The 23,782-nt window shown below is 65.1% G+C and carries 22 protein-coding genes; 11 read left to right on the plus strand and 11 right to left on the minus strand.

What is annotated here, in order from left to right; translation table 11 throughout:
- Window positions 1-182: 182 nt before the first annotated feature.
- From AC07O3_RS13290 to groL, 10 genes are all read left to right on the plus strand, one after another.
- The gene (locus AC07O3_RS13290; protein WP_176928817.1) at window positions 183-917 is read left to right on the plus strand and encodes an RNA polymerase sigma factor; all 735 of its coding nucleotides are present in this window, start codon (window positions 183-185) and stop codon (window positions 915-917) included.
- The gene (locus AC07O3_RS13295) at window positions 914-1,549 is read left to right on the plus strand and encodes a hypothetical protein (protein ID WP_495339519.1); all 636 of its coding nucleotides are present in this window, start codon (window positions 914-916) and stop codon (window positions 1,547-1,549) included. Before AC07O3_RS13290 ends, AC07O3_RS13295 begins: the two co-directional genes overlap by 4 nt.
- Window positions 1,546-4,869, plus strand: a complete 3,324-nt coding sequence (locus AC07O3_RS13300; RefSeq protein ID WP_093056601.1) for a UvrD-helicase domain-containing protein — start codon at window positions 1,546-1,548, stop codon at window positions 4,867-4,869. The genes AC07O3_RS13295 and AC07O3_RS13300 overlap by 4 nt, the downstream gene beginning before the upstream one ends.
- Before the next feature lie 100 nt (window positions 4,870-4,969).
- A complete protein-coding gene (locus AC07O3_RS13305) occupies window positions 4,970-5,467 on the plus strand; it encodes a hypothetical protein (protein ID WP_093056602.1) in 498 nt (165 codons plus the stop codon).
- 10 nt (window positions 5,468-5,477) lie between these two features.
- Window positions 5,478-5,936: a DUF7665 family protein gene (locus AC07O3_RS13310; protein WP_093056603.1), complete on the plus strand. Its 459-nt coding sequence runs from the start codon at window positions 5,478-5,480 to the stop codon at window positions 5,934-5,936.
- Window positions 5,893-6,405 carry a M67 family metallopeptidase gene (locus AC07O3_RS13315; RefSeq protein WP_218132236.1) on the plus strand — a complete coding sequence of 171 codons (513 nt, stop codon included), beginning with the start codon at window positions 5,893-5,895 and terminating at the stop codon, window positions 6,403-6,405. The genes AC07O3_RS13310 and AC07O3_RS13315 overlap by 44 nt, the downstream gene beginning before the upstream one ends.
- Window positions 6,405-7,802: a hypothetical protein gene (locus AC07O3_RS13320; protein ID WP_495339520.1), complete on the plus strand. Its 1,398-nt coding sequence runs from the start codon at window positions 6,405-6,407 to the stop codon at window positions 7,800-7,802. The genes AC07O3_RS13315 and AC07O3_RS13320 overlap by 1 nt, the downstream gene beginning before the upstream one ends.
- Window positions 7,799-8,200 (plus strand): hypothetical protein, encoded by a 402-nt coding sequence (locus AC07O3_RS13325; protein WP_093056606.1) that lies wholly within the window; start codon window positions 7,799-7,801, stop codon window positions 8,198-8,200. The genes AC07O3_RS13320 and AC07O3_RS13325 overlap by 4 nt, the downstream gene beginning before the upstream one ends.
- 598 nt (window positions 8,201-8,798) lie before the next feature.
- Window positions 8,799-9,089 carry a co-chaperone GroES gene (locus tag AC07O3_RS13330; RefSeq protein WP_007835162.1) on the plus strand — a complete coding sequence of 97 codons (291 nt, stop codon included), beginning with the start codon at window positions 8,799-8,801 and terminating at the stop codon, window positions 9,087-9,089.
- Window positions 9,090-9,118: 29 nt separating this feature from the next.
- Entirely contained in the window at window positions 9,119-10,771 is a 1,653-nt protein-coding gene (gene groL, locus AC07O3_RS13335; RefSeq protein ID WP_093048403.1) for a chaperonin GroEL, read from the plus strand.
- Between the two features lie 71 nt (window positions 10,772-10,842).
- Here the strand turns inward: groL and xylB are convergent, their stop codons facing one another.
- From xylB to AC07O3_RS13390, 11 genes are all read right to left on the minus strand, one after another.
- On the minus strand, window positions 10,843-12,315 hold the full coding sequence (gene xylB, locus AC07O3_RS13340; RefSeq protein WP_093048400.1) for a xylulokinase: 1,473 nt from the start codon (window positions 12,313-12,315) through the stop codon (window positions 10,843-10,845).
- A 29-nt stretch (window positions 12,316-12,344) separates the two neighbouring features.
- Window positions 12,345-13,301 (minus strand): AraC family transcriptional regulator, encoded by a 957-nt coding sequence (locus AC07O3_RS13345; RefSeq protein WP_093048397.1) that lies wholly within the window; start codon window positions 13,299-13,301, stop codon window positions 12,345-12,347.
- Between the two features lie 14 nt (window positions 13,302-13,315).
- A complete protein-coding gene (locus AC07O3_RS13350) occupies window positions 13,316-14,290 on the minus strand; it encodes a carbohydrate kinase family protein (protein WP_495339521.1) in 975 nt (324 codons plus the stop codon).
- A 17-nt stretch (window positions 14,291-14,307) separates the two neighbouring features.
- The gene (locus AC07O3_RS13355; RefSeq protein ID WP_495339522.1) at window positions 14,308-14,979 is read right to left on the minus strand and encodes a transaldolase family protein; all 672 of its coding nucleotides are present in this window, start codon (window positions 14,977-14,979) and stop codon (window positions 14,308-14,310) included.
- A gap of 108 nt (window positions 14,980-15,087) precedes the next feature.
- Window positions 15,088-15,879, minus strand: a complete 792-nt coding sequence (locus AC07O3_RS13360) for an L-iditol 2-dehydrogenase (RefSeq protein WP_097199999.1) — start codon at window positions 15,877-15,879, stop codon at window positions 15,088-15,090.
- Window positions 15,876-17,264: a D-arabinitol 4-dehydrogenase gene (dalD, locus tag AC07O3_RS13365; RefSeq protein WP_495339631.1), complete on the minus strand. Its 1,389-nt coding sequence runs from the start codon at window positions 17,262-17,264 to the stop codon at window positions 15,876-15,878. The genes AC07O3_RS13360 and dalD overlap by 4 nt, the downstream gene beginning before the upstream one ends.
- A gap of 82 nt (window positions 17,265-17,346) precedes the next feature.
- The gene (locus AC07O3_RS13370) at window positions 17,347-18,387 is read right to left on the minus strand and encodes an ABC transporter ATP-binding protein (protein WP_495339523.1); all 1,041 of its coding nucleotides are present in this window, start codon (window positions 18,385-18,387) and stop codon (window positions 17,347-17,349) included.
- Between the two features lie 17 nt (window positions 18,388-18,404).
- Window positions 18,405-19,241 (minus strand): carbohydrate ABC transporter permease, encoded by an 837-nt coding sequence (locus AC07O3_RS13375; protein WP_093075940.1) that lies wholly within the window; start codon window positions 19,239-19,241, stop codon window positions 18,405-18,407.
- Between the two features lie 13 nt (window positions 19,242-19,254).
- Window positions 19,255-20,112 (minus strand): carbohydrate ABC transporter permease, encoded by an 858-nt coding sequence (locus AC07O3_RS13380; RefSeq protein WP_093048382.1) that lies wholly within the window; start codon window positions 20,110-20,112, stop codon window positions 19,255-19,257.
- A 148-nt stretch (window positions 20,113-20,260) separates the two neighbouring features.
- Entirely contained in the window at window positions 20,261-21,571 is a 1,311-nt protein-coding gene (locus AC07O3_RS13385; protein WP_093048379.1) for an ABC transporter substrate-binding protein, read from the minus strand.
- A gap of 175 nt (window positions 21,572-21,746) precedes the next feature.
- Window positions 21,747-22,676, minus strand: coding sequence for a LysR family transcriptional regulator (locus AC07O3_RS13390; protein WP_176928685.1), 930 nt, complete (start codon window positions 22,674-22,676; stop codon window positions 21,747-21,749).
- 92 nt (window positions 22,677-22,768) lie between these two features.
- Between AC07O3_RS13390 and AC07O3_RS13395 the strand changes: the two genes are divergently transcribed.
- Window positions 22,769-23,746, plus strand: a complete 978-nt coding sequence (locus tag AC07O3_RS13395; protein ID WP_093075942.1) for a Bug family tripartite tricarboxylate transporter substrate binding protein — start codon at window positions 22,769-22,771, stop codon at window positions 23,744-23,746.
- Window positions 23,747-23,782 lie beyond the last annotated feature (36 nt).

The raw sequence follows: 23,782 nt of genomic DNA on the forward strand, positions 1-23,782 counted from the left end.
ACGAAAAGCTGTCGCATACTGAGCCGGGGGAAGGCCGCTGCCGCCCGGGTCAGTTTCCGCGGGTGATTTCACCCCGCTATGCCAGGCGGCTTCCGATTTCCGTTTCATCTTGCGACTTAGGCATGCGAGGGGGCATCCCCTGAAACCAGAGGAGAGTGTTCGCATGACCAATGGAAAAAGCGATGAACAAACAAGTCCCTGACGATGCGGCCATAGAGGCCCTTGACGTCCGCGCCCTACTAGTAAGGCTGGCACGCACGGATTGGCAAAACGACCCGCTTTTCGTTCCCGATGAGCAGGTGTTCCGCATGTTCGGCCGAGCCCGCAAGGCAAAAGACGAGGCGCGACTTGGCATGCTTTCCAGAGTGCTGTCACGGCGCCTGTTGAGCCTCGCCGGGGGCTTCGTCGTGCGCAGCGGCGTCGTCCCAGGGCTCATTGCCGATCGCGACCAAGCTGCGGAGGAGCTAGCCCAATACGTCTGGGACTGCCTGGTCAAGCGGCCCGGCGACGCTGCGCATGCCGAAAAACTGTTCGGTCAACTGTTTCGACGCCGTGCAACTGACTTCCAACGTCGCCTGTTAGCCAAAAAGCGTAAGTTTCAGGATAGCCTAGATGCCATGGGCGTCTCGGACGAAGACGACGACCCGGACAGAACCATTCGCAGGGTCATCGCGCTTCGCCAACCAGACACGCCGGCCGACGCGCTGGCCAGCAAACAAGAGCATGCTCAGCTCGTCGCCCGCCTCCAGGCTGTCCTCACCAAGCAAGAGTTTTACGTCTACACGATGCTGTTCGTGGACGAGATGCCGGTCAAGGACATTGCGGTCGCCCTCGGCGTCAGCACTCGAACCATCAACACCTATAAGAACACCGCCCTCGACAAAGTCGCAGAGATGCGGAAGGAGTTCAAGCAATGACATCGCCCATCCGCAGCCTGTCGCTCGATGAAGTTCTGGACGAGTTCTTCTTCTCTGCCGCCAAGCCGTCGCCCGACATGGTTCTTCGCGCCTGCGAAGCCCACCCCGAATATCGCGAGGACATCCTCGAGTTCGCCGCCCTCTGGTCGGCCTACGAGGCTTCGCCGGACGTGCCCGCGGCAGACACCGCTGACGTCTCTGAAGAGTCCGTCTCTCGCCTTCAGAGCTACGTTCTAAATCGCCTTCACGAAATCGACGGGCAGGCCGCGCCGCCCTCGGACATCGAAACCACGAAGCGTGCCGTGTCCACCTTGATTGGTGCCAAGCTGGCCCGTGCCGCGGCTGCCGTGGGATTCGGTGGCAACCCGCTGCTCATGGTTAAGGTGCTCACGACCATCACCAACGTCCCAGCGAAAGTAGTCAGGGACTTGGCCCAGCACCTTCACGTATTGCAGGCGGACCTGAGGCAATGCCTGGGGCCGCAACTCGCGGGGTCTAGAAGCTACAGTTCAGCCCGCCCACCAGATGCGCCAGGCTCGGAGACTTGGGAGAGCGCCGTCCGCTCCCTGCCGGTGAGCGAGGACGAGAAAAAGCGACTTCTGGCCTTCCAGACCGAGGAAGACGTCACGTGACACCCTTCCATCGCGCTCGGGAGGCCGCGATACAGCTGCGGCAGGACCTCTTTAAAGAGGCTGCCGCAACTGGCATCGCCTCCAACGTCGTCATCGCTGCCGTCGCCCACGAAGACGCTGAGAACTTCCAGATTTCGGATGCTAACCCTTCGGACAAAGCGCTTGGCGGGGCCGATGCAGTGCTGGACCACGACTTCCACCTCATCGTTGTCCGCAACGACGTATCAAAGCGCGAGCGCGCCTTCCTCGTGGCTCATGAGTTCGGACACTGGAAGCTTCATCACGAGACGCACGAAGGCTGCCACAAAGTTGTCGACAGCACGCTGAAGCCCGAGAACGGTGACACGTTCGGCGCCCAGAAAGTTGAAGCCTACGGCGCACGCGAGCGCGCTGAACTTCAAGCCAACATATTCGCCCGCGAGCTGCTGCTACCCAGAGAAGTGGCGCGCACCTTGTTCCTTTTAGGAAAAACGGCGCAGCAGCTTGCAACAGACCTCGATCTACCCTTGGAATTGGTCCGACAACAACTGCTGGATGGCCTCCTGCTTCCAGAGCCAGTTGAAAAGCCCCCCGAACCGCCGAAGGTCATCATCCCGACGGCCGAGCAGATAGCGGCCGCCCAGTCCAAGGCCAAGACATCGTTGGTGAAAGCAGGCCCGGGCACCGGCAAGACGGCCACGCTGCTGATGCGGGTGCAGCACCTCTTGGCAAATGGTGCGAAGCCCGAAGAGTTGCTGCTGCTGACCTTCTCAAACCGAGCAGCACGGGAACTGGTGGACCGCCTGCAACAGCTCGGCGTGGAGAACGCCCACCAGATGTGGGTCGGCACCTTCCACGCGTTCGGGCTGGAGTTCCTGCGGAAAAACTGCGAGCAGTTCGGCCTTCAGTCCCGCTTCGGGGTCGCGGACAAGATGGCCGAGATTGCGGTGCTTGAGCCACACATCTACGGCTTGGGCCTGCAAGCGTTCAACCCCTTGGGTGACCCTCTCGACTGGCTGAAGACCGTCGTCGAGGCCATTCAACGTGCGAAGGACGAGCTGGCAGACGCGGCCACGTATGCCGCAGCGGTGGAGGCTTCGGCATCAGAGACGTCGGCGGACCTGCTTGCTCGGCGACGCGATGTGGCCAAGCTCTACAGCTGCTACGAGGCCAAGACGGAGGACAACGCGCGCCTCGTGGACATGGGCGACCTCGTGATGCTCCCGGCGCTGGCGCTGACAAACAACTACGAAAGCTTCGAAGTTAGCGTGGATCGTTTCAAGCACGTCCTGATCGACGAGTACCAGGATGTGAACCGAGCGAGTGCGCAGCTGGTGAAGGCGCTCGCAGCCCATGCTGACACCCTCTGGGTGGTCGGCGACGCGCGTCAGGCCATTTACCGCTTCCGAGGCGCCTCGATGCGCAGCATCGTCAACTTCGGTGAGGACTACCCGGAGTACCAGCCTTTTCCGCTCAACGAGAACCGGCGAAGCTATGAAGAGGTCGTGCGTGTCTTCGAACACTCGGGACGGGCTACCCACCCGCTCCAGCTAATCCTTCCGTTGGACGATGTAGAGCCCGCCCGCGGCGCGAGCGGCGTGAAGCCGCGCCATGTCAAATGCGCCACCACTGACATCGTTCGCGGTGAAGTTGCGGCCAACGTCGCCCGCATCCATGACCTCGGCGTTGCGTACAGAGATCAAGTGGTGCTGGCCAGCACGCACGAAACCTGTGGCGATACGGCGGACGCTTTGAACGCCATAGGGATACCTGCCCTCCACCTTGGCGACATCTTCCAGCGCCCTGAGGCCAAGGATTTGCTGGCCCTTCTCCAGCTGTTCATCGACCGCTCAGGCAGCGGCTTGCTGCGTGTCTCGCGCTTGCCAGGCCTAGAGATGCCCCCCACTGACGTCGACCTCATCCTCGCTTGGCTCGACAGCGCTCGACCGGATGCGTTGTCATGGCTCGATTCCGCGCCCGATGGGCTTTCGGTTCAAGGGACCGGAGTGCTCGTTCATTGGAAGACCGTCTTCGATGGCCTTTCGTCGGCAGACTCGCCCTGGGACGTCATCTGCACGCTGCTGCTCGACCGAACACGCATCCTCGCCCCGCACCTGGAGGGCAGCGGTATCCTCGATGTGACCCGGCGCATTGCGTTGTGGCAGCTCATCTACTTCTTGCGTGTGCCCGATGGCGGTCATGCGTACCAAACCGTCGGAAGCTTCATCTCTCGCCTGCGGCGCCGTCTGCGCATCGGCGATGACCGCGAGCTGCGTGTGCCGCCGCCAGAAGCAGACAGCCTCGACGCCGTAGCCGTAATGACCATTCACGGCAGCAAAGGGCTTGAGTTTGAGGCCGTCCACCTTGTCGACATCGACGCCAAGCACTTCCGCATGGGCGCTGACCCGGACTTGGTGCCGGAATCCCTGCTGCAGTCTCTTCAACATAGCAAGAATTTCGAAGAGGAAACTGAAGCCTCGAACAAGTTGTATGTCGCGCTCTCAAGGGCACGCGAGCACCTCGTCTTATACGAGAGCCAAGGCGCGTACAAGGCGCAATGCGTGAGCGCAGTCGCCGACGCCGCCCATCTTCTCCAACCCGTTCAGGGCTTCGCGACGGCACCCAAAGCGGCGATACCGCAGTCGAAGGGTGTGCCTGTCCACCATTTTGGGCGGTGCGAGTTCGCTGGCCTCATGACCTACATGGTCTGCTCAAGGCGGTACTACTACGACTTCGTCAAGAACCTCAAACCCGCGTCGGGTCTACACCCCGCAGCCTTGATTGAAGGCGCGGTGATGCGGGAGCTTTTCGTCCCCTACGGCGCGGACCCCTCAGTCGCTGCCAATGATGTCGAAAGCACGCTGGCATCACTTGGACACGCCTTCAAAGACTCACTACCTCACCTGCGCGCCTACGCAGACCATCTTCTGGCTGCGGGACACAGCCTGATGCAGGCGCCGCGCGCCGCGATGGCTACGCCGTTCCAGGTCGAGTACTCCGGGCTGCATATCAACGTGCTGGCACACCGCATTACGAGTTCAGGGGATACCTACACAATTCACTTCGTCCGGACAAAGCCACCCAGCAAGCTTGGCCGGCAAAGGTCCGCAATCCGCTGGATGCTAAAACACTTGGCTGCGGCGAATAAGAGCCTCTCGTTTTTGGCTCGCATCCACGTGCTCAGCACGGGAGAGGAAGAGACGCTGTGGCCTGACAGCCCCAAGTTCGACAACAAATTCACCGTGGCGGCGGCTGAGGGAGTGATGGGCGGAGCCTTCGAGGCGCGACCCAATCCTTGGGAGTGCCCGAAATGCCGACACTTCCTGCACTGCCCCGCCTAGGCCCAGCCGGTCAGCGCACTTCCGATTTCAACGGCTTCCTGCGACTTACCCGGCATGAGCAGCGCATCCCGCGCAGCTCAACCAACGGTAAGGAGCAGCGATGCCAACCCGCGTTTACATCCAGTCGGAGTTCTTCTCTGACATCAAGTTCGTCGAAATCAACGACGAGGCGACCGTCGCTGAGCTGAAGCACGCCGTCCTCGCGCTGCTGCCGCCCGGCACCGAGGCGTCCGACCTGACCCTCTCGGTCGAGGACGATGACGACGACACCCACGGCCACGCCACCCACGTGAAGCACCTGAAGAAGGAGCACGGCGTGCGCGTCCACCTGCACCGCTGCAAGCAGGTGGAAGTGAAGGTGCGCTTCGGCGCCGATGTCGCGCACCACAAGTTCCGCCCGGCGACCACCGTCGGCCGCGTGCGCCTGTGGGCCGGAAAGAAGCTGGGCATGGCGCCCGGCGACATCGCCGAGCACGTCCTGCAGATTGCCGGCAAGACCGAGCAGCCCGACGTCGACGTCCACATCGGCACGCTGACAAAGTGCCCCCAGTGCGAGGTCACCTTCGACCTGGTGCCCGCGCACCGCATCAACGGCTAAGGGGAGAGGTATGGCACCGGACGAGCGATCGCTCCGTGCCGACCTCGTGTCGGCATGCTTTCTTTCGGGCGAAGACCGCAACCGCTGGCAGTTCAAGAAGCTGGAGTGGCCCTTCGTCTACATCAACGTCGTTGCCCGCGACCGCCGCGAGTACACGCTGCGCCTGGACTGCAGCGGCTTCCCGACGACGCCGCCTACGGGCACGTTCTGGGACCTGTCGACGAACAGCAAACTGACCTTCGACAAGTGGCCCCAAGGCGGTGAGCGCTTGCAGCTGGCCTTCAAGCCCGGCTGGAAGAACGGCGATGCGCTCTACATCCCCTGCGACCGCGAAAGCATTGTCGGCCACGACTGCTGGTTCGCCCAATACCCGCAACTCATCTGGAAGCCCGCCAAGGGCATCAGCCACTACCTGGAGGTGGTCCATGAACTTCTTCAAAGTCGCGACTATGCCTGCGCCCCTGCTTGAGCTGCCGGCCGCGCTCTGGGCGGACCTGATGACCCACCTGCGTGAGCAAGGCGCCGGCGTTCGCGAAAGTGGAGCCTTCCTCCTTGGGCGCAAGACCGGCGCCGGCCGCGTGGTCCTGCGCTTCGTACCCTACGAGCAGCTGCAACCCGACGCCTTCAGCAACGACTACGTGTCCTTGAAGGCTGACAGCTTCGCAAAGCTCTGGGAGGTCTGCCGCGCCACCGGCATGACTGTCGTGGCCGACGTGCACACGCACCCTTTCGGCCCCGGTCAGAGCCGTTCAGACCGGACGAACCCCATGGTCGCCCTGAAGGGCCACATCGCGCTCATCGTGCCGCGATTTGCCAAGGACAACCCGCGCCCGCGCGACCTCGGGCTCTATGTCTACCAAGGCAACCACCAGTGGGATTCGTACTCGGGTTCCGATGCCGGCGGCCTCATTCGACTTACCGATGCCGGAGTTTTTTAATGACCCAGTTCAACGCTGATTCCATGCACCGGTTGGCAAAGATGGCCCTGGACGCCGGCGAGGTCGCCTCGCCCGAGGAGGCCGTGGCGCTCTTCTCGCGCTACAGGCTGCGCATCCACCTGGGCCATGGCTGGGCCAACACACTGGCCGGCCAGGCCTGCTTCTTGACCGCGCTGAACACGGCCATGCGCGCCTTCCTTGGCGGCGTCGAGGTCTACGGTGACCTGGGCCTCACGCTCGACGTCCCGTTGTACCAAGGTCGCAGCGCCCGGGGAGTCGCTGAGGAGCTCGGCGCGCCTGTGGTCACCAACGCCTCCACCGCGCTGCCGACGCTCGTGCTCGGTGCCGCCCCCGATGGACCGCCGCCCGCCTTCTGCGTTCAGCTCAGCTGGGACCACTGGCGCTTCGCGATTGCGCCCGTCAGTGTCGGCGGCGAGCTGACCTGCACTGACGACAACCCGCTCGCCGGCATTGGCGCCGCGGCGCTGGGGGTCAACGAGGCGTTCATGCACGTCCGTGGCGACCTCGCCGAGGCCGGCCACCGCAGCGTCGGCATGTCCCTCTGGAACCCGGTGGCCGTCGTCGACTGGCGCGACGACGCGCATAAGGGCCCCGAGCTCGCCTACTTGCCGAAGTCTCTGTGGCTGATCGGCCTGGGCCATCTCGGCCAAGCCTACGCTTGGACGCTGGGCATGCTGCCGTACCCGGTCGACGGTCGCCCGCACCTGGTGCTCCAGGACTTCGACAAGGCGGCCAAGTCCAATCTCAGCACCTGCTTGCTGCTGTGGTCGGCCGACCTGCTCAAGCCGAAGGTCAGGGCGGTGGCGAGCCGCCTCGAGGCCGCCGGTTTCACCACCGCGCTGGTCGAGCGCCGATTCGGCCCTAGACACCGAGTCATGGTCGACGAGCCGATTGCTGCGCTCTTCGGCGTCGACAACGTTGCCGCGCGCCGCGACCTCGATACAGCCGAGTTCTCGCTGGTCGTCGAGGCGGGGTTGGGCAGCGGGTATCGCGACTTCCGGAACATCCGCATGCACACGTTCCCGGGCTCGCGCCAGCCGTCCCAAATCTGGACAGCCGAATCCACCGCGCAGGCCGCCACCGAGCTGAATGACACTTACAAGAAGCTTGCCGACGAGCGCAAAGACATCTGCGGGATGTCGCTGCTGGCCTCGCGCGCTGTGGCCACTCCGTTCGTTGGCGCGCTGGCAGCGGTGCTTGCCTTGGCCGAGGTGATGCGTCCGCTCCACGGCGGCCTGGTCTATGCCACCCTGGACGTGCAGCTGAAGAGCTTGCGCCATCGCACTGGCGCAGCACCTGCGCCTTACCAAGGTCTGCAGACGGCCTTCGTTCAAGCCGAGAAGCGGCCGTCCGGCCCCGCGCGGGAGGCCGCGTGAGCAGGCGTCCCTACCGCCGCCGACGCCGCGACAGCCTTTTCTCCGCGGTAGACGACACCGCACACATCGCCGCTAGGTTCGGCCCCGTCGGTGCCCTCTGGACGGGCGTGATTGGCTTCGCCGTCTTCTACGCCGCGTTGCCGGCTTGCATGATTGCCTGGACCGCGGACCGTAAGGCCACCCTGAAGGGCCCAGCCGCGGCGGCCTTCGCGAACTTGCTGGACCAGGTCATGTGGCACCGCTTCATATCGCCCTGTCAGTGGGCCGGCGTCGCCATCCTGCTGGTGTGCTCGGCCATCGCCATCTGGAAGCATCTTGGCCAGGCTGACCTCGACGGCGACGACGTGACCTTCCTGAGCGCTGTGTCGAAAGCCGTGAGCCGCTTGATTGGGCATTGAATCGGTCAGGGCCTGACAAACGGTTTCGGCTGTGTTCAATACGGCTCCCTGAGCCGTATTTTCACTTGTGTGTTGGGCACGCGCTCGCCGGTGCAGCTTGGCGCCTGCAGCGTTCAATGACCGGTTTTGGTGGATGCTGCCGCTCACGCATCCGCACGCGAATGACTCAGATCAGTCTTAAGCGGAAGTTGGACCCGAGCCTGAGCGACCGACGATGAATGAGGGCTGTATCGGCATGCCCCCGGTCACCTTTTCGCAGGCCCATCCATCTCTCCTGCATTTAATTTTATACGGGTAAATTGCAGCTTGAGGGTCAGGCACATTCATGAATGTTCGGTCACATTTCCCAGCCCGCAGCAGCAATACCCCCGGAAAAGTACGGTCGTGCAGTTCCGAGTTAGCTGAGAAGAGTTCTGAGTTAGCTGAGAACCGACACCGGCGGCAGCCCCTGTCACTTGAAAGCCCACCGATTGCCCTTATGATTAGCACTCGCTGCTGATGAGTGCTAACAGCCCTCGCTTCCAGTCGATGGGCTGCCGGCCTCCGGTCCGGCACCCGACCACAAACCCGTTTCTTATCCATACATCCAGGAGATGCAATGAAACTTCGTCCTTTGGCCGATCGCGTGATCGTCAAGCGTGTTGACAGCGAAACCAAGACCGCCTCCGGCATCGTCATCCCCGACGCAGCCGCTGAAAAGCCCGATCAGGGTGAAGTCCTGGCCGTGGGCCCGGGCAAGCGCAACGACAAGGGCGAACTGGCCGCACTGACCGTCAAGGTCGGCGACCGCGTCCTGTTCGGCAAGTACAGCGGCCAGACCGTCAAGGTCGGCGGTGACGAATTGCTCGTCATGAAGGAAGACGACCTGTTCGCGGTCGTCGAGAAGTAATTCAAACATCCCATTCGGAGTAAACAAACATGGCAGCAAAAGACGTAGTCTTCGGCGGTGAAGCCCGCGCACGCATGGTCGAGGGTGTCAACATCCTGGCCAACGCAGTCAAGGTGACCCTGGGCCCCAAGGGCCGCAACGTGGTGCTCGAGCGCTCGTTCGGCGCCCCCACCGTCACCAAGGACGGTGTGTCGGTCGCCAAGGAAATCGAACTCAAGGACAAGCTGCAGAACATGGGCGCCCAGCTCGTGAAGGAAGTGGCTTCCAAGACTTCGGACAACGCCGGTGACGGCACCACCACCGCGACCGTGCTGGCACAAGCCATCGTTCGCGAAGGTTTCAAGCTGGTGGCTGCCGGCATGAACCCGATGGACCTGAAGCGCGGCATCGACAAGGCTGTCACGGCCCTGGTCGCCGAGCTGAAGAAGGCTTCCAAGCCCACCACCACGTCGAAGGAAATCGCTCAAGTCGGCTCGATCTCGGCCAACAGCGACGAAACCATCGGCAAGCTCATCGCTGACGCGATGGACAAGGTCGGCAAGGAAGGCGTGATCACCGTGGAAGACGGCAAGTCGCTGGACAGCGAACTCGACGTCGTCGAAGGCATGCAGTTCGACCGCGGCTACCTGTCGCCCTACTTCATCAACAACCCCGAGAAGCAATCGGCGCTGCTCGACAACCCCTTCGTGCTGCTGTTCGACAAGAAGATCAGCAACATCCGTGACCTGCTCCCCACGCTGGAACAAGTCGCCAAGGCTGGCCGTCCGCTGCTGATCATTGCCGAAGAAGTCGAAGGCGAAGCCCTGGCTACGCTGGTCGTGAACACGATCCGCGGCATCCTGAAGGTCGTGGCCGTCAAGGCTCCTGGCTTCGGCGACCGCCGCAAGGCCATGCTGGAAGACATCGCCATCCTGACGGGCGGCAAGGTCATCGCTGAAGAAGTGGGCCTGACGCTCGAAAAAGTGACGCTGGCCGACCTGGGCCAAGCCAAGCGCATCGAAGTGGGCAAGGAAAACACGATCATCATCGACGGCGCCGGTGCCGCTGGCGACATCGAAGCCCGCGTGAAGCAAGTGCGCGTGCAGATCGAAGAAGCCACGAGCGACTACGACCGTGAAAAGCTGCAAGAGCGCGTGGCCAAGCTGGCCGGCGGCGTTGCAGTGATCAAGGTTGGCGCTGCCACCGAAGTCGAAATGAAGGAAAAGAAGGCTCGCGTCGAAGACGCCCTGCACGCTACCCGCGCTGCAGTGGAAGAAGGCGTCGTGGCTGGCGGCGGCGTGGCTCTGCTGCGTGCCAAGCAAGCCGTGGGCGAGTCGGTCAAGGGCGACAACGCCGACCAGGAAGCCGGCATCAAGCTGGTGCTCAAGGCCATCGAAGCTCCCCTGCGCGAAATCGTGAACAACGCCGGCGGCGAAGCCTCGGTGGTGGTGAACGCTGTGTTGGCCGGCAAGGGCAACTACGGCTTCAACGCTGCGAACGACACGTACGGCGACATGCTCGAACTGGGCATCCTGGACCCGACGAAGGTCACCCGCACCGCACTGCAGAACGCCGCTTCGGTGTCCTCGCTGCTGCTGACGACCGAAGCCATGGTCGCTGACGCGCCCAAGGACGAGTCTGGCGCCGGCGGCGGCATGCCCGACATGGGCGGCATGGGCGGAATGGGCGGCATGGGCATGTAATGCCCGGCTGAGCACTGCTCACCAAAAGAAGAAGGGCCGCGAAAGCGGCCCTTTTTTATTGCCTGTGTCAGCTACTGGAACTGGTCTCGCAGCGCCGCATAGAGCACCTGAAAGCGTGTGTGGCGCGCGCTATGCACAGCGGCTCCTTCGGTCGACGGAATCAACTGCTGCTGCACCGGCGGCAGCTTGCACACCTCGGCCACCGCGCCTCCATCGGCCAGCCACGCCAGCCGCGCTGCCCCCAACGCCCCGCCCGTCTCGCTGCCCGCATAGAGCGTCAGCGGCACCTGGAAGATGTCGGCCAGCAACTGGCCCCACCACACGCTGCGTGCACCACCGCCCACCAGCGCCACTTCGCGCAGCGGCATGTCGGCCGGCAGCCGCAGGGTGTCGAAGCCATCGCGCAGCCCGAAGCTCACGCCCTCGACCACGGCGTAGGCGATTTCCGCCGGACCGTGTGCATGCGTCAGCCCGAACAGCACGCCCTGCGCATTGGGGTTGTTGTGCGGCGAGCGTTCGCCCGAGAGATACGGCAGGAACAGCGGGCAGCGCTCGCGCTGCGCCAGCGAGATGGACGCCGCCGCTTCGAGCAGCGCGGCTTCATCGGCGAACCGGAAGGTCTTTGCCGCCCAGCTCACCGCGCTCGCGGCCGAGAGCATCACCGACATCTGGTGCCAGCGCTTCGGCAACGCATGGCAGAAGGCGTGCATCGCCTGCGCGGGGTTCGGCAAGAAGCGGTCGGTGGACACGAACACCACACCCGATGTGCCGAGCGACACAAAACCCTGCCCCGGCTCGACCAGCCCCATGCCGACCGCGCTGGCCGCGTTATCGCCAGCACCGCCGGCAATCAGCACCGCACCGCCGCCACCCACGCCCCAGCGCGCCGCAAGCTCGGGCTTGAGCTGCGCCGACACCTCGCTGCCCTCGACCAGGCGCGGCATGTGCGCACGCGTGAGCCCGGTGGCAGCGAGCAATTCATCGGACCAGTCGCGCGCACCCACGTCGAGCCACAGCGTGCCGGCCGCGTCCGACATCTCGCTGACCGCCTCGCCGCTGAGCATGAAGCGCAGCCAGTCCTTCGGCAGCAGCACGCGCGCAACGCGGCTGAAAACTTCGGGCTCGTGCTCACGCACCCACAGCAGCTTGGGCGCAGTGAATCCTGGCATCGCCAGGTTGCCCGCGATCTCGCCGAGCCGCGGTACGGCACGCGCAAGCGCTTCGCACTGCGCGCCACTGCGCCCGTCGTTCCAGAGAATCGCGGGGCGCAGCACCTGGCCCGCTTCGTCGAGCAGCGTGGCGCCGTGCATCTGGCCCGACAGGCCGATCGCACGCACCGCCGCAAGCTCTTCGGGATGCGACTTGCCGAGCGCGCGCATCACCTCTTCGAGCGCATGCCACCACTGCTGCGGCGCCTGCTCCGACCACAACGGTTGCGGCCGTTCGACCGTGAGCGGTGCGCGGGCCACGCCCACGATGCGGTGGTCGTCGGCGAGCAAAAGCGCCTTGAGCTCGGACGTGCCGAGGTCGAGTCCCAGATACAAGATGAGCCCCCTGGTTTTCTGCTGCGTGCTCAGGAAGAGACGCCGCTGCCGAAGCGCGTGTCGGCCTGCCGGCGGAATTCGCTCGGCGTCATGCCCTTGATTTCAAGGAAGCGCCGGTTGAAGTTCGCCACGTTGTTGAAGCCCACCTGGTAGCAGATGTCGGTCACGTAGTGATCGGTCTGCATCAGCAGGTGGCAGGCGCTGTTGATGCGCACGCGGTTGACGAAATCGGTAAAGCTGTTGCCGGTGGAGCGCCTGAAGAAGCGGCTGAAGCGGCTCTCGCTCATGCCCAGCTCGGCCGCCACGTCCGACATCGAGATCGGGTCGGCCATGTTGTTGGTGATGCGGTTGACGATGCCGTTGATCTGGTCGACCTGCGCGTCGCCGTCCGCGCCCTGCGCGCCCTGCATCTGCACGCTCGACAGCAGCCGGTAGTCGGTGCATTGCGCCAGGTCGGCCATGAAGTCGAGGAACAGGCTCAGGCGCCGCACGCCGCGCGCGGCCTTGATGCTGTCCCAGTGCGCCTGCGCGTTCTCCGACATGCCGAAGAATTCGATGCCGTGGCGCGCCCGCTCCAGCAGGTGCATTACCTCGCGCAGCTCGGGAATCTGGGATGCCGCGTGCTCGATAGGCTCGTGTCGGAACTGGATCACCCGGTCGCGTCCCGCGGCGCCGCCTTCGGGCACGTCGAGCGAGATCCAGTTGTGCGGCAGCCGCGGCCCGCACAGCACCAGGTGCCCGGGCTGGAACGGCCCGATCCAGTCGCCGATGAAGGCCTTGCCCGATGTCTCGGTGATCAGATGCAGCTCGTAGTCTTCATGGAAGTGCCATCGCACCAGCGGGCTCGGAAAGCCGTGCGCGAGGCAGCGCACCAGGCCGGTTTCTTCGGGGGTCTCGTAACCCAGCGAGGGGGAACGCGTGAAGTCGCGCTCCAGCTCGGGCTGGCGCTGACGGGGAATCGAACGCTTTCGGGTGGACGTCGTCATGATGGCAGCCCGGCTCAGGGCCGGGAAGCAGCAGCAACAGCGGTATTTTGTGCCTTCGCCAGGGCGGCGTGAACCGCCTCCAGCGTCGGTGGATCGGCACCCTCGCGGGTGCAGTTGAGGGCGGCGGCGGTGGCGGCGAAGCTCATCACTTCGCGCCATGCGTCGTCGCCCAGCTCGCCGAGCTGCGCCGGCCGCTCCACGCCATGCGCAAGCAGCGACACGGACAACCCGGCCGTGAAGGTGTCTCCCGCGCCGATGGTGTCGACCACGGTGACGCGCGGCGCGGCCACGGTCAACGGCTCGTGCCCCGTGCGCCAGAGCGTTGCGCCGTCGCCGCCGCGCGTGACGATCACGGCGCGCGCGCCGGCCTTCAGGCACTCGGCGGCCAGCGCGTCGACCTGCTGGCCGGGCGCGAGCAGCGCAGCGTCTTCGTCGCTGAGCTTGACCAGGTCGGCCATGGCGAACCAGCCGGTGACGCGCGCGCGGTACGCCGCCATGTCCGTGATCAGGCTGGGCCGTACGTTGGGGTCGAACACGATCACGCAACGCTCCCTGTTCGCTGCGACCAGGTCGGTGATGCGCGTGGCGGCCGGGTCCTGCAGCAGCGAGATCGAGCCGAAGTGCAGGAAGCGGCAGTCCGCCGGTAATTGCGGCAGCGGCTCGGGCGCCCAGGTGGCGTCGGCACTGCCGCGTGTATAGAAGGCGTAGCGGTTGGTCTGCGGCGTGCGCTCGACAAAGGCCAGCGTCGAAGGTGCGTTGCTTCGCAGAATGAAGCTGGTGTCCACGCCGTTGCGTTGCAGGAAGCCCATCAGCCGTTCACCAAAGAGGTCGGTCGACAACTGCGTGAGAAAACCGGTCGGCTGCCCGAGCCGCGCGCAGGCCACCGCGGTGTTGAGCGGCGAGCCGCCCTCGTGCCCGAGGAAAGCCAGGGTGCCCGCCTCGCTGGCGGTGAAATCGATGAGGGCTTCGCCCGTGAGTGCAATGCGCATGGTGTCTGGATTCTGGATCACGGCAAGGCGCGCGCATCGGCCAGGAAGCCGCGTTCGGCGGCCAGCGTGGCGGGATGGTCGAGCAGTTCGGCAAAAAGGCGCGGCGGGACGGTGATGGCTCCCACGCCGAGCCCCAGCAATGAAAGATACGCCTCCCGCGAGCGGATGCTGGCCACCAGCAGCCGCGTGCCCGACGAGGGCCGCCGTGCGACCAGCGACTGCATCTGCCCGATCAGCGCCAGGCCGTTGATGCCGGAGTCATCGAGCCGCCCGAGGTATGGCGCTGCGTAGGCCGCACCCAGTTGCGCCGCGAAGTGCGCCTGCTCGGGCGCATACACGGCAGTGAAGGTGACGGACACGCCCTGCGCGATGAGCCGCGCGCCGGCGTCGAGGCCCTGGCGCGTGGCGGGAATCTTGATGACCAGTTGGCCGCTGTCGAATTGCGGGAGCAGTGCTTGTGCGTCTTCGAGCATGCCGTCAACTTCGCTCGAATACACCTGCGCCTGGACCTGGCGTGCGCCCAGCTCTATGCAGCGCTTGAGCAGGCCCGGCACTTCGGCGCGGCCGATGCCTGCGCGTTGCAGCAGCGTGGGGTTCGTTGTCACACCGTGCACTACGGGGTGCGGCAGGCAGGCCTGCAGCTCCGTCAGGTCGGCGCTGTCCAGGTACAGATGGAAATCTTCGGTCATGGGTTGCATGCTGCAGTGCATTCGGGGCGTGTGCGAATGAGTACGCCGTCGGCGTGAGCGCACCCCGAATGATCCCGAACGCATCGAATCGAAAAGCAGTTCTTCATCTCAGCTCATCACGTTACCGCCATCGACATTCAAAGTCTGCGCCGTGATGTAGCGCGCCTCGTCGCTGGCAAGAAATACCGCCGCCCCCGCGATGTCGCTCGGCACGCCCATGCGCCCGAGAGGCACCGCCAGCCCGACCTGCCGCTTCTTCTCTCCGGGCGGCAGCCCTTCGGCCTTGGCGAACAGGCTGTCGACATGGTCCCACATCGGCGTATCGACCACACCGGGCGCAATGCCATTGACGCGGATGCCGTGCGGCGCCATGGCCAGCGCGGCGCTCTGCGTGTAGCTGATGACGGCCGCCTTGGTCGCGCAGTAGTGCGACACCAGCGCCTCGCCGCGGCGCCCTGCCTGCGATGCCATGTTGATGACCGATGCACCCTGCGTGCCGGCTTCGACCATGTGGCGCAGCACGGCCTGCATCACGAAGAACATGCCCTTCACGTTGACCGCGAAGAGCCTGTCGAATGACGCTTCATCGCTGTCGAGCAGCGGCGCCAGGTCGAACACGGCCGCGTTGTTGAACAGCGTGTGGATGGGCCCGAAGGCCACCTGCGCCTCGGCCAGCATGTGCGCAATGGCCTGCGTATCGGTGACGTCGGCTGCGATGTAGGCGAGCTTGTCGGGGTGATCCTGCTGCAGCGCTCGCACGGCTTCGGGCGCGGCGGTGGCGCGATCGATCACGGTGCAGCGCGCGCCTTCGGCGATGCAGGCCTGCGCCACGGCCAGGCCGATGCCGCCACCCGCGCCGGTCAGCAGCACATGCCGGTCCTGAAGGCGCCCGCTCGTCATGGTCGACTTTCCGCGGCGACGAAGCGCGCGACGCGTTCGGCGGCCCGGCGCACGGCATCGATCAGCCGGGCGTCGGCGGCGATGTTTCCCCACAGGCCCGCGTCCGAGCACAGTGCAACGACCGGGTCGGCCGCATCGCAGATCGCATGAGCCACGGCCTCGTCCATGCCTTGGTCCTGATAGGCGTAGGGCAGCGTGCCCTTGTGCCAGCGCTGCAGGAACGCGAGGAACAGCGCCGGCAGCATCGCCACGCTGTCGACGGGCTGGCCCGCCGCCAGGCGCTCGCGCACGGTCGGTGCGATGAAGCCCGGGATCTTCGAGAAGCCGTCCGCCGCCACGCGCTGGTTGGTGTCGCGGATGGCGGGGTTGCCGAAGCGGTCGAGCACCACGTCGCGATACGCCGCGAGGTCGATCGGGCTCGGGCTCAGGCAGGGGATGACGTCGTCGGTGACGTAGTCGAACGCCATCTTGCGAATGGCCGCGTTGTGCGTGCCTTCGTGGATGAAGTTCAGCCCCACCAGCGTGCCCGCCCAGGCGATGCAACTGTGCGTGGCGTTGAGGATGCGGATCTTGGCCTCTTCGTAGGGCTGCACCGATTCAACCAGCTCCACGCCCACGCGGCCCCAATCAGGGCGCCCGGCCGCGAAGTTGTCTTCGATGACCCACTGGATGAAGCTCTCGCCGGTAACGGCTGCCGCATCGTCGCGGCCCGTGGCGGCCTTCACACGTGCGCGCAGTTCGGGCGGCGGGCGCGGGGTGATGCGGTCGACCATTGCGTTCGGGCAGCGCGTGTTCGCGTTGACCCATGCCAGCAGATCGGCATCGCCCGCCAGTTCGATGAACTCCAGCAGCCCGGCGCGGAAGCGGTCGCCGTTGTGGCGCAGGTTGTCGCAGTTCAGCAGCGTGACCGCGCCGGCATTGGCGGCCTCGCGCGCGCGCAGGATCGCGCAGACGGCGCCGTAGATGGTCACTCCGTCGCCGCCGGACTCGCCACGGCGCGCACGTTCGACATCGGCCGCCAGGTCGCCGAATGACAGGTCGAGCTTGCCCTTGTCGTCGAGGTAGTAGCCCGCCTCGGTCACGGTGAACGACACGATGCGTGTTGACGGCGCCGCACCGCGCGCGATCACGCCGGCCAACGAGCGCTCCCATGGCAGCACTTCGCGGATGGCTTCGATCTCTTCGTAGCGGTACTCGCCTGCCGGCGACACGGTTTCGAGCGTGTAGCGCCCGCCCTGCGCCTGCAATGCAGCAACCACATCGGCCATGTCCGGCCGGATGTTGGCGCCCGAGAGCGACCAGCGGGTGTCGCCCGCGTCGATCAGCCGCTGCAGGTACACCGCCTGGTGGGCGCGGTGGAATGAGCCAAGGCCCAGGTGAAGCACCGTGAACTCCGTGAGAGCCGGTGGAATTTGCGCGATGGTCACGGGAATGTCCGTTGAAAAGACGGTAGAAGAAAAATGAAGGTCACGCGGCGACCGTGCGGCCTTCGCGGTTGAAGAGATGCAGCACCGACGGGTCGAGCTCCACGGCCACGTCGTCGCCGGCCTGCAGCGGCGTGCGGTCGTTCTGCCGTGCGATGAGCGGCACGCCGCCCACGTCGACGTGGATGAGCGTGTCGGCGCCCAGCGCCTCGATCAGCTCGACGCGGCCCTGCACGTCGCTCACCGGCGCGCCCTGCTTCGGATGCACGCGCAGGCCCTCGGGCCGCACGCCCAGGAAGCCGTCGGCGGGCAGCCTGCCGCCGGTGGCGGCCGAGAAGCTGGGAATGGCATTGGCGGCCACCATGTTCATCGACGGCATGCCGATGAACTGCGCGACGAACTGGTTGGCCGGGTGGTCGTACAGCTCCAGCGGCGTGCCGACCTGCTCGATGAGCCCGTCTTTCAGCACCACCACGCGGTCGGCCAGCGTCATGGCCTCGACCTGGTCGTGCGTCACGTAGATGGTGGTCGCACCGAGTGCGCGGTGAAGCTTGTGGATTTCGACCCGCGTGTTGCCGCGCAGTGCCGCGTCGAGGTTCGACAGCGGCTCGTCGAACAGGAACACCTTGGGCGCGCGCACGATGGCGCGGCCGATGGCCACGCGCTGGCGCTGGCCGCCCGACAGGTCCTTGGGCGTGCGGTCGAGGTACTGAGTGAGGTTGAGCGTCTTCGCCGCATGATCGACCTTGGTCTTGATCTCGCTCTTGGACACACCCGCGAGCTTCAGCGCGAACGACATGTTGTCGTACACGCTCATGTGCGGATAGAGCGCATAGCTCTGGAACACCATCGCAAGGTCGCGCTTGCCAGAAGGCGCCCAGGTGATGTCCTTGCCGTCGAGCAGCAGGTTGCCGCTGGTGATGGGCTCGAGCCCGGCAATCAGCCGCAGCAGCGTCGACTTGCCGCAACCCGAAGGCCCGACGAAGACGATGAACTCGCCCTTCTGGATCTGGAGGTCGACGCCCTTGATGATGTTGACTTCACCAAAGCTCTTCTTGATGTTCTTGAGTTCGAGGTAGGCCATGAGATGTCTCCCTTTCTTTACTTGACGGCGCCGAAGGTCAGGCCTTGGACGAGTTGCTTCTGGCTGAACCAGCCGAACACGACGATGGGCGCAATGGCCATCAGCGAGGCGGCCGACAACTTGGCCCAGAACAGGCCTTCGGGGCTGGAGTACGAGGCGATCAGCGTGGCCAGCGTGCCGGCCTTGGCGGAGGTGAGGTTCAACGCCCAGAAGGCCTCGTTCCAGCTCAGCACCAGGCACAGAAGTCCGGTCGATGCGAGCCCGCCCACCGACAGCGGCATCACGACGTGGCGGAACTCGGTCCAGAGGTTGGCACCGTCCATGCGCGCGGCCTCCAGGATCTCGGGCGGAATATCTTTGTAGGCGCTGTAGAGCATCCACACCATGATCGGCAGGTTCGACAGCGTGAACACGATGGTCAGCGCGGTGAGCGAATCCAGCATGCCCGCTGTCTGCGCGATCACGTAGATGGGCACCAGCGCGCCCACGGCCGGCATCATCTTGGTGGAAAGCATCCACATCAGGATGTCGCGCGTCTTCTTCGTGCGGAAGAAGGCCATCGAGTACGCGGCGGGCGCCGCGATCAGCAGGCCGAGGATGGTCGAGCCCAGGCTGGTGATGAGCGAGTTGCGCGCGTACAGCAGGTAGTCGCTGCGGCGCTGCACTTCGCTGAAGTTGCCGAGCGTGGGCTCGAAGATGAACAGCGGCGGCACGTGGATGGCCTGCAGCTCAGTCTTGAAGGCCGTGAGAAACAGCCAGCCGAGCGGAAAGAACAGCAGCAGCGTGACGGCCCACGCGCCCACGGTGCGAATGGCCTGGGGCAGGAAGTTGCTGGGGGCTTGTTGTTGTTGCATGGCGTGTTGCTCCTCAGTCGAGGTTCTTGCCGATGATCCGGATGAGGAACACGGCCACGATGTTGGCCAGCACCACCGCGAACAGCGCGCCGGCCGAGGCCACGCCCACGTCGAAGTTCATGAGCGACTGCTTGAAGATCATGTAGGTCATGTTCGTGCTCTCGTTGCCCGGGCCGCCGTTGGTGGTGATGGCAATCTCGGCGAACACGCTGAGCAGGAAGATCATCTCGATCATGATCACCACCGCCATGGGGCGCGCGAGGTGCGGAATGGTGAGATAGAAGAAGCGCTGGAACGAACTCGCGCCGTCCATGCGCGCGGCTTCCATCTGCTCGCGGTCGAGCGACTGCAGCGAAGTGATGAAGATCAGGCAGGCAAAAGGCAGCCACTGCCAGGCCACCATGATGATCACCGACAGCAGCGGCACGTCGGTGAGCCAGTCGACCGGCTGTGCGCCGAAGGCGCGCCACACGTCGGCCAGCACGCCGTAGATGGGGTTCATCATCATGTGCTTCCACAGCAGCGCATTGACCGCAGGCATGACGAAGAACGGCGAGATCAGCAGCACCCGCACGATGCCGCGCCCCGGAAAGGGCTCGTTCACCAGCAGTGCGAGCAGCACGCCGAACACCACCGTGATGACGATCACGCTGCCGATCAGCAGCAGCGTGTTCCACGTGGCCGGCCAGAAGTCCGGGTCGGTGATGAAGTAGTGAAAGTTCTCGATGCCCGCGAAGGTGCGTTCACCGGGCTGCATGAGGTTGTAGTTGACGAACGAGAAGTACAACGTCATCACGAGCGGCACGATCATCCAGAGGAAGAGCGTGAGCACCGCGGGCGCCATGAGGGCGCGGGGCAGGAGTCTTTTCATGAGGTATCCCTTCTTGTGGTCCCTGGCTCCTCCCCCCGCTGGGGGAAGGCTGGGATGGGGGCTGCCCGATCAGGCGCGGCACCGAACGATGCGCCGCGAGCCCCCACCCCTACCCTCCCCCAGCGGGGGAGGGAGCAAGCCCGAAGACTTACTTGTAGTACCCGGCCTTCTTCATCTCACGCTCGGCTGCGGTCTGCGAAGTCTTCAGCGCCTGGTCCACAGTGACCTTGCCCGACAGCGCCGCGCTCATCTGCTGGCCCACCGCCACGCCGATGGCCTGGAACTCAGGAATGGCCGCGTACTGCACGCCGACGTACGGCGACTTCGGCAAGGTGCTGTCGGTGAGGTTCGCGCTGTCGATCGCCTTCTTCTCTGCAGCGGCGAACTTGGCGACCTTCTGGAACTCGGGGTTCGCGTAGGTCGACTTGCGCGTGCCTGTTGGCACCGAGGCCCAGCCGGTCTCCTTGGCCACGAGGTTGATGTATTCCTTGGAGGTGGCCCACTTGATGAACTTCTGCGCCGCGTCGTCCTTGGTCGAGCTGGCCGGAATGGCGAGGTTCCACGACCACAGCCAGTTGGCGCCCTTCGGCGTGGAGGCGGTCGGTGCCTGCGCGAAGGCCACCTTGTCGGCCACCTTCGACTGCTTCGGGTCGCTGATGAACGAGGCCGCGATGGTCGCGTCGACCCAGGCCGCGCACTTGCCTTCATTGAAGAGAGCGAGGTTCTCGTTGAAGCTGTTGGCCGATGCGCCCGGAGGGCCGTCCTTCTTCATCATGTCGACGTAGAAGGTGATCGCGTCCTTCCAGGCCTTGGTGTCGATCTGCGGCTTCCACTGCATGTCGAACCACTGGCCGCCGTTGGTGTTGACCAGCGTGGTCAGGAAGGCCATGTTGTCGCCCCAGCCCGGCTTGCCGCGCAGGCACATGCCGTACACGCCCGCCTTCGGGTCGTTGGCCTTGTCGGCGAACTCCTTCACCTGCGCCCAGGTCGGCTGGTCCGAGAACTTCACGCCCACCTTGTCGGCCAGGTCCTTGCGGTACATGAGCATCGAGCTCTCGCCGTAGAAGGGCGCGGCGTAGAGCTTGCCGTCGGTCGACAGGCCGTCGCGGATGGCGGGCAGCAGGTCGTCGATGTCATAGGCGGCATCGGTGGCAATGGGCTTGAGCCAGCCCTTCTTCGACCAGATGGGCGTCTCGTACAGGCCGATGGTCATCACGTCGAACTGGCCGCCCTTGGTGGCGATGTCGGTGGTCACGCGCTGGCGCAGCGTGCCTTCTTCCAGCGTGACCCACTTGAGCTTGATGTCGGGGTTCGCTTTTTCGAAGAAGGGCGTGAGCTTCTGCATCTCGATCATGTGGCCGTTGTTCACGGTCGCGATCACGAGTTCGGTGGCGGCCTGGGACACGACGCCCGAGCCGATGAGTGCGAGGACGAGGCCCGCTTTCAGAAAACGCTTCATGTTGTCTCCTAGAGGTGAGCGACGCCCTCTTGTCGGGTCGCCGTGGCCGGATTCTGGAGAAACGCGCTTGCAGTTTTGGTACTTCGATAGCCACCACCAGTACTTTCATGCACCAGTTGGCTAGTGAATTCCCTAGTTGATGCAATACAGCATGGAAAACAGCATCCCAAAGGCCTCAGGCGCCGCCCAGCAGCTGACGGCGGAACTGTGCGGCCGCCGGCGACAGCGCCCGGTCTTCCCGCGTGATCAGGCAGATCGGCGGCACGCGCACCGGCAGCTCCACCGGCACGGTGCGCAGCACGCCCAATCGGGCGTAGTGGTTGGCCTGCGAGGCGGGCATCACGGCCGCCATATCGGAGTTCTCGAGCAAGGCGGTAATGGCGATGGGCGATGCCGTTTCGATGATGTCGAGCCGCGCCTGGATACCGGCCTCGCGCATCGCCGCCTCGAAGCGCCCGCGCTGCGGCGAGCCCGGCGGCTGCAGCACCCACGACCAGTTCGCCATGCCGGCCAGCGTGACGGTGGCGCGCTCGAACACCGGGTGCGCGGTGCGCACCACGACCACCATCGACTCGCCTAGCAGCGGCACGCTCGCGTACTTCGCCTCGTCATGGCTCTCGGTGAGGCGGCCCAGCACGAGATCGACGTCGCCCTGCTCCAGCTGCGCCTGAATCACGTCGCTGGTCTCGACCACCACCGACACGGCCACCTGCGGGTGGCGGCGGCGGTACTCCACCAGCGCCGGCGCCAGCAGTTCGGGCACAGCACCCGGCACGCTGCCCACGCGCAGGGCGCCGCTCAGGCCCGAGCGCAGGGCCAGCATCTCCTCGCGGGCGGTGCCGAAGTCGCTGAGCACGCGGCGCGCGTAGCGGATGAGGATGTCGCCGTAGGGCGTGGGCTCCATGCCGCGCGCCAGGCGCTCGAAGAGCTTCTCGCCGAGTGAATCTTCGAGTTGCTGCAGCAGCTTGGTGGCGGCAGGCTGGCTGATGTTCATGGCCTCGGCCGCCCGGCCGAGGTGGCGATGGGCATCGAGCCGGGCCAGCAGCAACAGCTGGCGCGGCCGCACGTGGAGCATCAGCGACGCATCGGTCAGTCCGGAAGTCATATGCAAAAGTATATGGAGCTTCAGGCTTTTACGATTGGATTGCGAGGGAGAAGCTCCGTACGCTCGGGCTCATTACAAGCAGGAGACACCCGATGAAATTTCCCTCTCTCGCCCGCGCGGCGGGGCTGGCTGCAGCCGCCCTGCTGGCCGTGTCAGCGGCCGGTGCGCAGTCGAGCTACCCCGACAAGCCGATGCGCATCATGGTCGGCGCCTCTCCCGGCGGCGGCACCGACATCCTGGCGCGCGTGCTGGCCGACAAGTTCTCGCCCGCGCTCAAGCAAACCGTGGTGGTCGAGAACCGGCCCGGCGCCTCCAACACCATTGCCGGCGAACTCACCGCCCGCGCGCCGGCCGACGGCGCCACGCTGCTGCTGGCCACCAACACGGCGCAGGCTGTGGCGCCGCACATCCTCAAGCTCAAGTACGACCCGCTCAAAGACCTGCAGCCCGTGGGCCTGGTGGCAGTGATGCCCAACGTGCTGGTGGTGTCGGCCAGCTCGCCCTACAAGTCGGTGAAGGACCTGGTGACGGCCATGGCGGCCAAGCCGGGCGGATTCAAGTACGCCTCGTCGGGCATCGGCAGCACGCAGCACGTGGGCGGCGAGGCCTTCAACCTGGCCACCGGCATGAAGTCGATCCACGTGCCCTACAAGGGCAGCTCGCAGGCGCACATCGACATCATCGCGGGCGAAGTCGACATGATGTTCGACAGCACCTCCTCGGCCATGGGCCAGATCAAGGCCGGCAAGTTCCGCGCATTGGCCGTGAGTGCGCCGCAGCGCTCGCCCGAGCTGCCCGACGTGCCCACGCTGGCCGAGCAGGGCGTCAAGGGCGCCGACGTGTCCACCTGGTACGGCCTCTACGTCACGGCCGGCACGCCGCGCCCCGCGGTCGAGCGGCTGAGCGCCGAGCTCACGCGCACGCTGAAGCTGGCCGACGTGCAGACGCGCATCAAGGCCCTGGGCGGCGAGCCCGGCGCGCTCACCGGCGAGCCCTTCGCGGCAATGAACAAGCAGGAATTCGACCACTACGGCCAGCTCGTGCGCGACGCCAATATCAAGGCCGAATGAACCGGCCCGCTCCCTTTTCATTCAACTCGCATCCGA

The organism is Variovorax sp. GW821-FHT09D05 (genome assembly GCF_059416325.1).

Excerpts from the sequence above, each read along its gene's own strand:
- AC07O3_RS13290 (WP_176928817.1), top strand. The coding sequence starts at position 183 with ATGAACAAACAAGTCCCTGACGATGCGGCCATAGAGGCCCTTGACGTC.
- AC07O3_RS13295 (WP_495339519.1), top strand. The coding sequence starts at position 914 with ATGACATCGCCCATCCGCAGCCTGTCGCTCGATGAAGTTCTGGACGAG.
- AC07O3_RS13305 (WP_093056602.1), top strand. The coding sequence starts at position 4,970 with ATGCCAACCCGCGTTTACATCCAGTCGGAGTTCTTCTCTGACATCAAG.
- AC07O3_RS13310 (WP_093056603.1), top strand. The coding sequence starts at position 5,478 with ATGGCACCGGACGAGCGATCGCTCCGTGCCGACCTCGTGTCGGCATGC.
- AC07O3_RS13315 (WP_218132236.1), top strand. The coding sequence starts at position 5,893 with ATGAACTTCTTCAAAGTCGCGACTATGCCTGCGCCCCTGCTTGAGCTG.
- AC07O3_RS13320 (WP_495339520.1), top strand. The coding sequence starts at position 6,405 with ATGACCCAGTTCAACGCTGATTCCATGCACCGGTTGGCAAAGATGGCC.
- AC07O3_RS13330 (WP_007835162.1), top strand. The coding sequence starts at position 8,799 with ATGAAACTTCGTCCTTTGGCCGATCGCGTGATCGTCAAGCGTGTTGAC.
- groL (WP_093048403.1), top strand. The coding sequence starts at position 9,119 with ATGGCAGCAAAAGACGTAGTCTTCGGCGGTGAAGCCCGCGCACGCATG.
- AC07O3_RS13345 (WP_093048397.1), bottom strand. The coding sequence starts at position 13,301 with ATGACGACGTCCACCCGAAAGCGTTCGATTCCCCGTCAGCGCCAGCCC.
- AC07O3_RS13350 (WP_495339521.1), bottom strand. The coding sequence starts at position 14,290 with ATGCGCATTGCACTCACGGGCGAAGCCCTCATCGATTTCACCGCCAGC.
- AC07O3_RS13355 (WP_495339522.1), bottom strand. The coding sequence starts at position 14,979 with ATGACCGAAGATTTCCATCTGTACCTGGACAGCGCCGACCTGACGGAG.
- AC07O3_RS13360 (WP_097199999.1), bottom strand. The coding sequence starts at position 15,879 with ATGACGAGCGGGCGCCTTCAGGACCGGCATGTGCTGCTGACCGGCGCG.
- AC07O3_RS13370 (WP_495339523.1), bottom strand. The coding sequence starts at position 18,387 with ATGGCCTACCTCGAACTCAAGAACATCAAGAAGAGCTTTGGTGAAGTC.
- AC07O3_RS13375 (WP_093075940.1), bottom strand. The coding sequence starts at position 19,241 with ATGCAACAACAACAAGCCCCCAGCAACTTCCTGCCCCAGGCCATTCGC.
- AC07O3_RS13380 (WP_093048382.1), bottom strand. The coding sequence starts at position 20,112 with ATGAAAAGACTCCTGCCCCGCGCCCTCATGGCGCCCGCGGTGCTCACG.
- AC07O3_RS13385 (WP_093048379.1), bottom strand. The coding sequence starts at position 21,571 with ATGAAGCGTTTTCTGAAAGCGGGCCTCGTCCTCGCACTCATCGGCTCG.
- AC07O3_RS13390 (WP_176928685.1), bottom strand. The coding sequence starts at position 22,676 with ATGACTTCCGGACTGACCGATGCGTCGCTGATGCTCCACGTGCGGCCG.
- AC07O3_RS13395 (WP_093075942.1), top strand. The coding sequence starts at position 22,769 with ATGAAATTTCCCTCTCTCGCCCGCGCGGCGGGGCTGGCTGCAGCCGCC.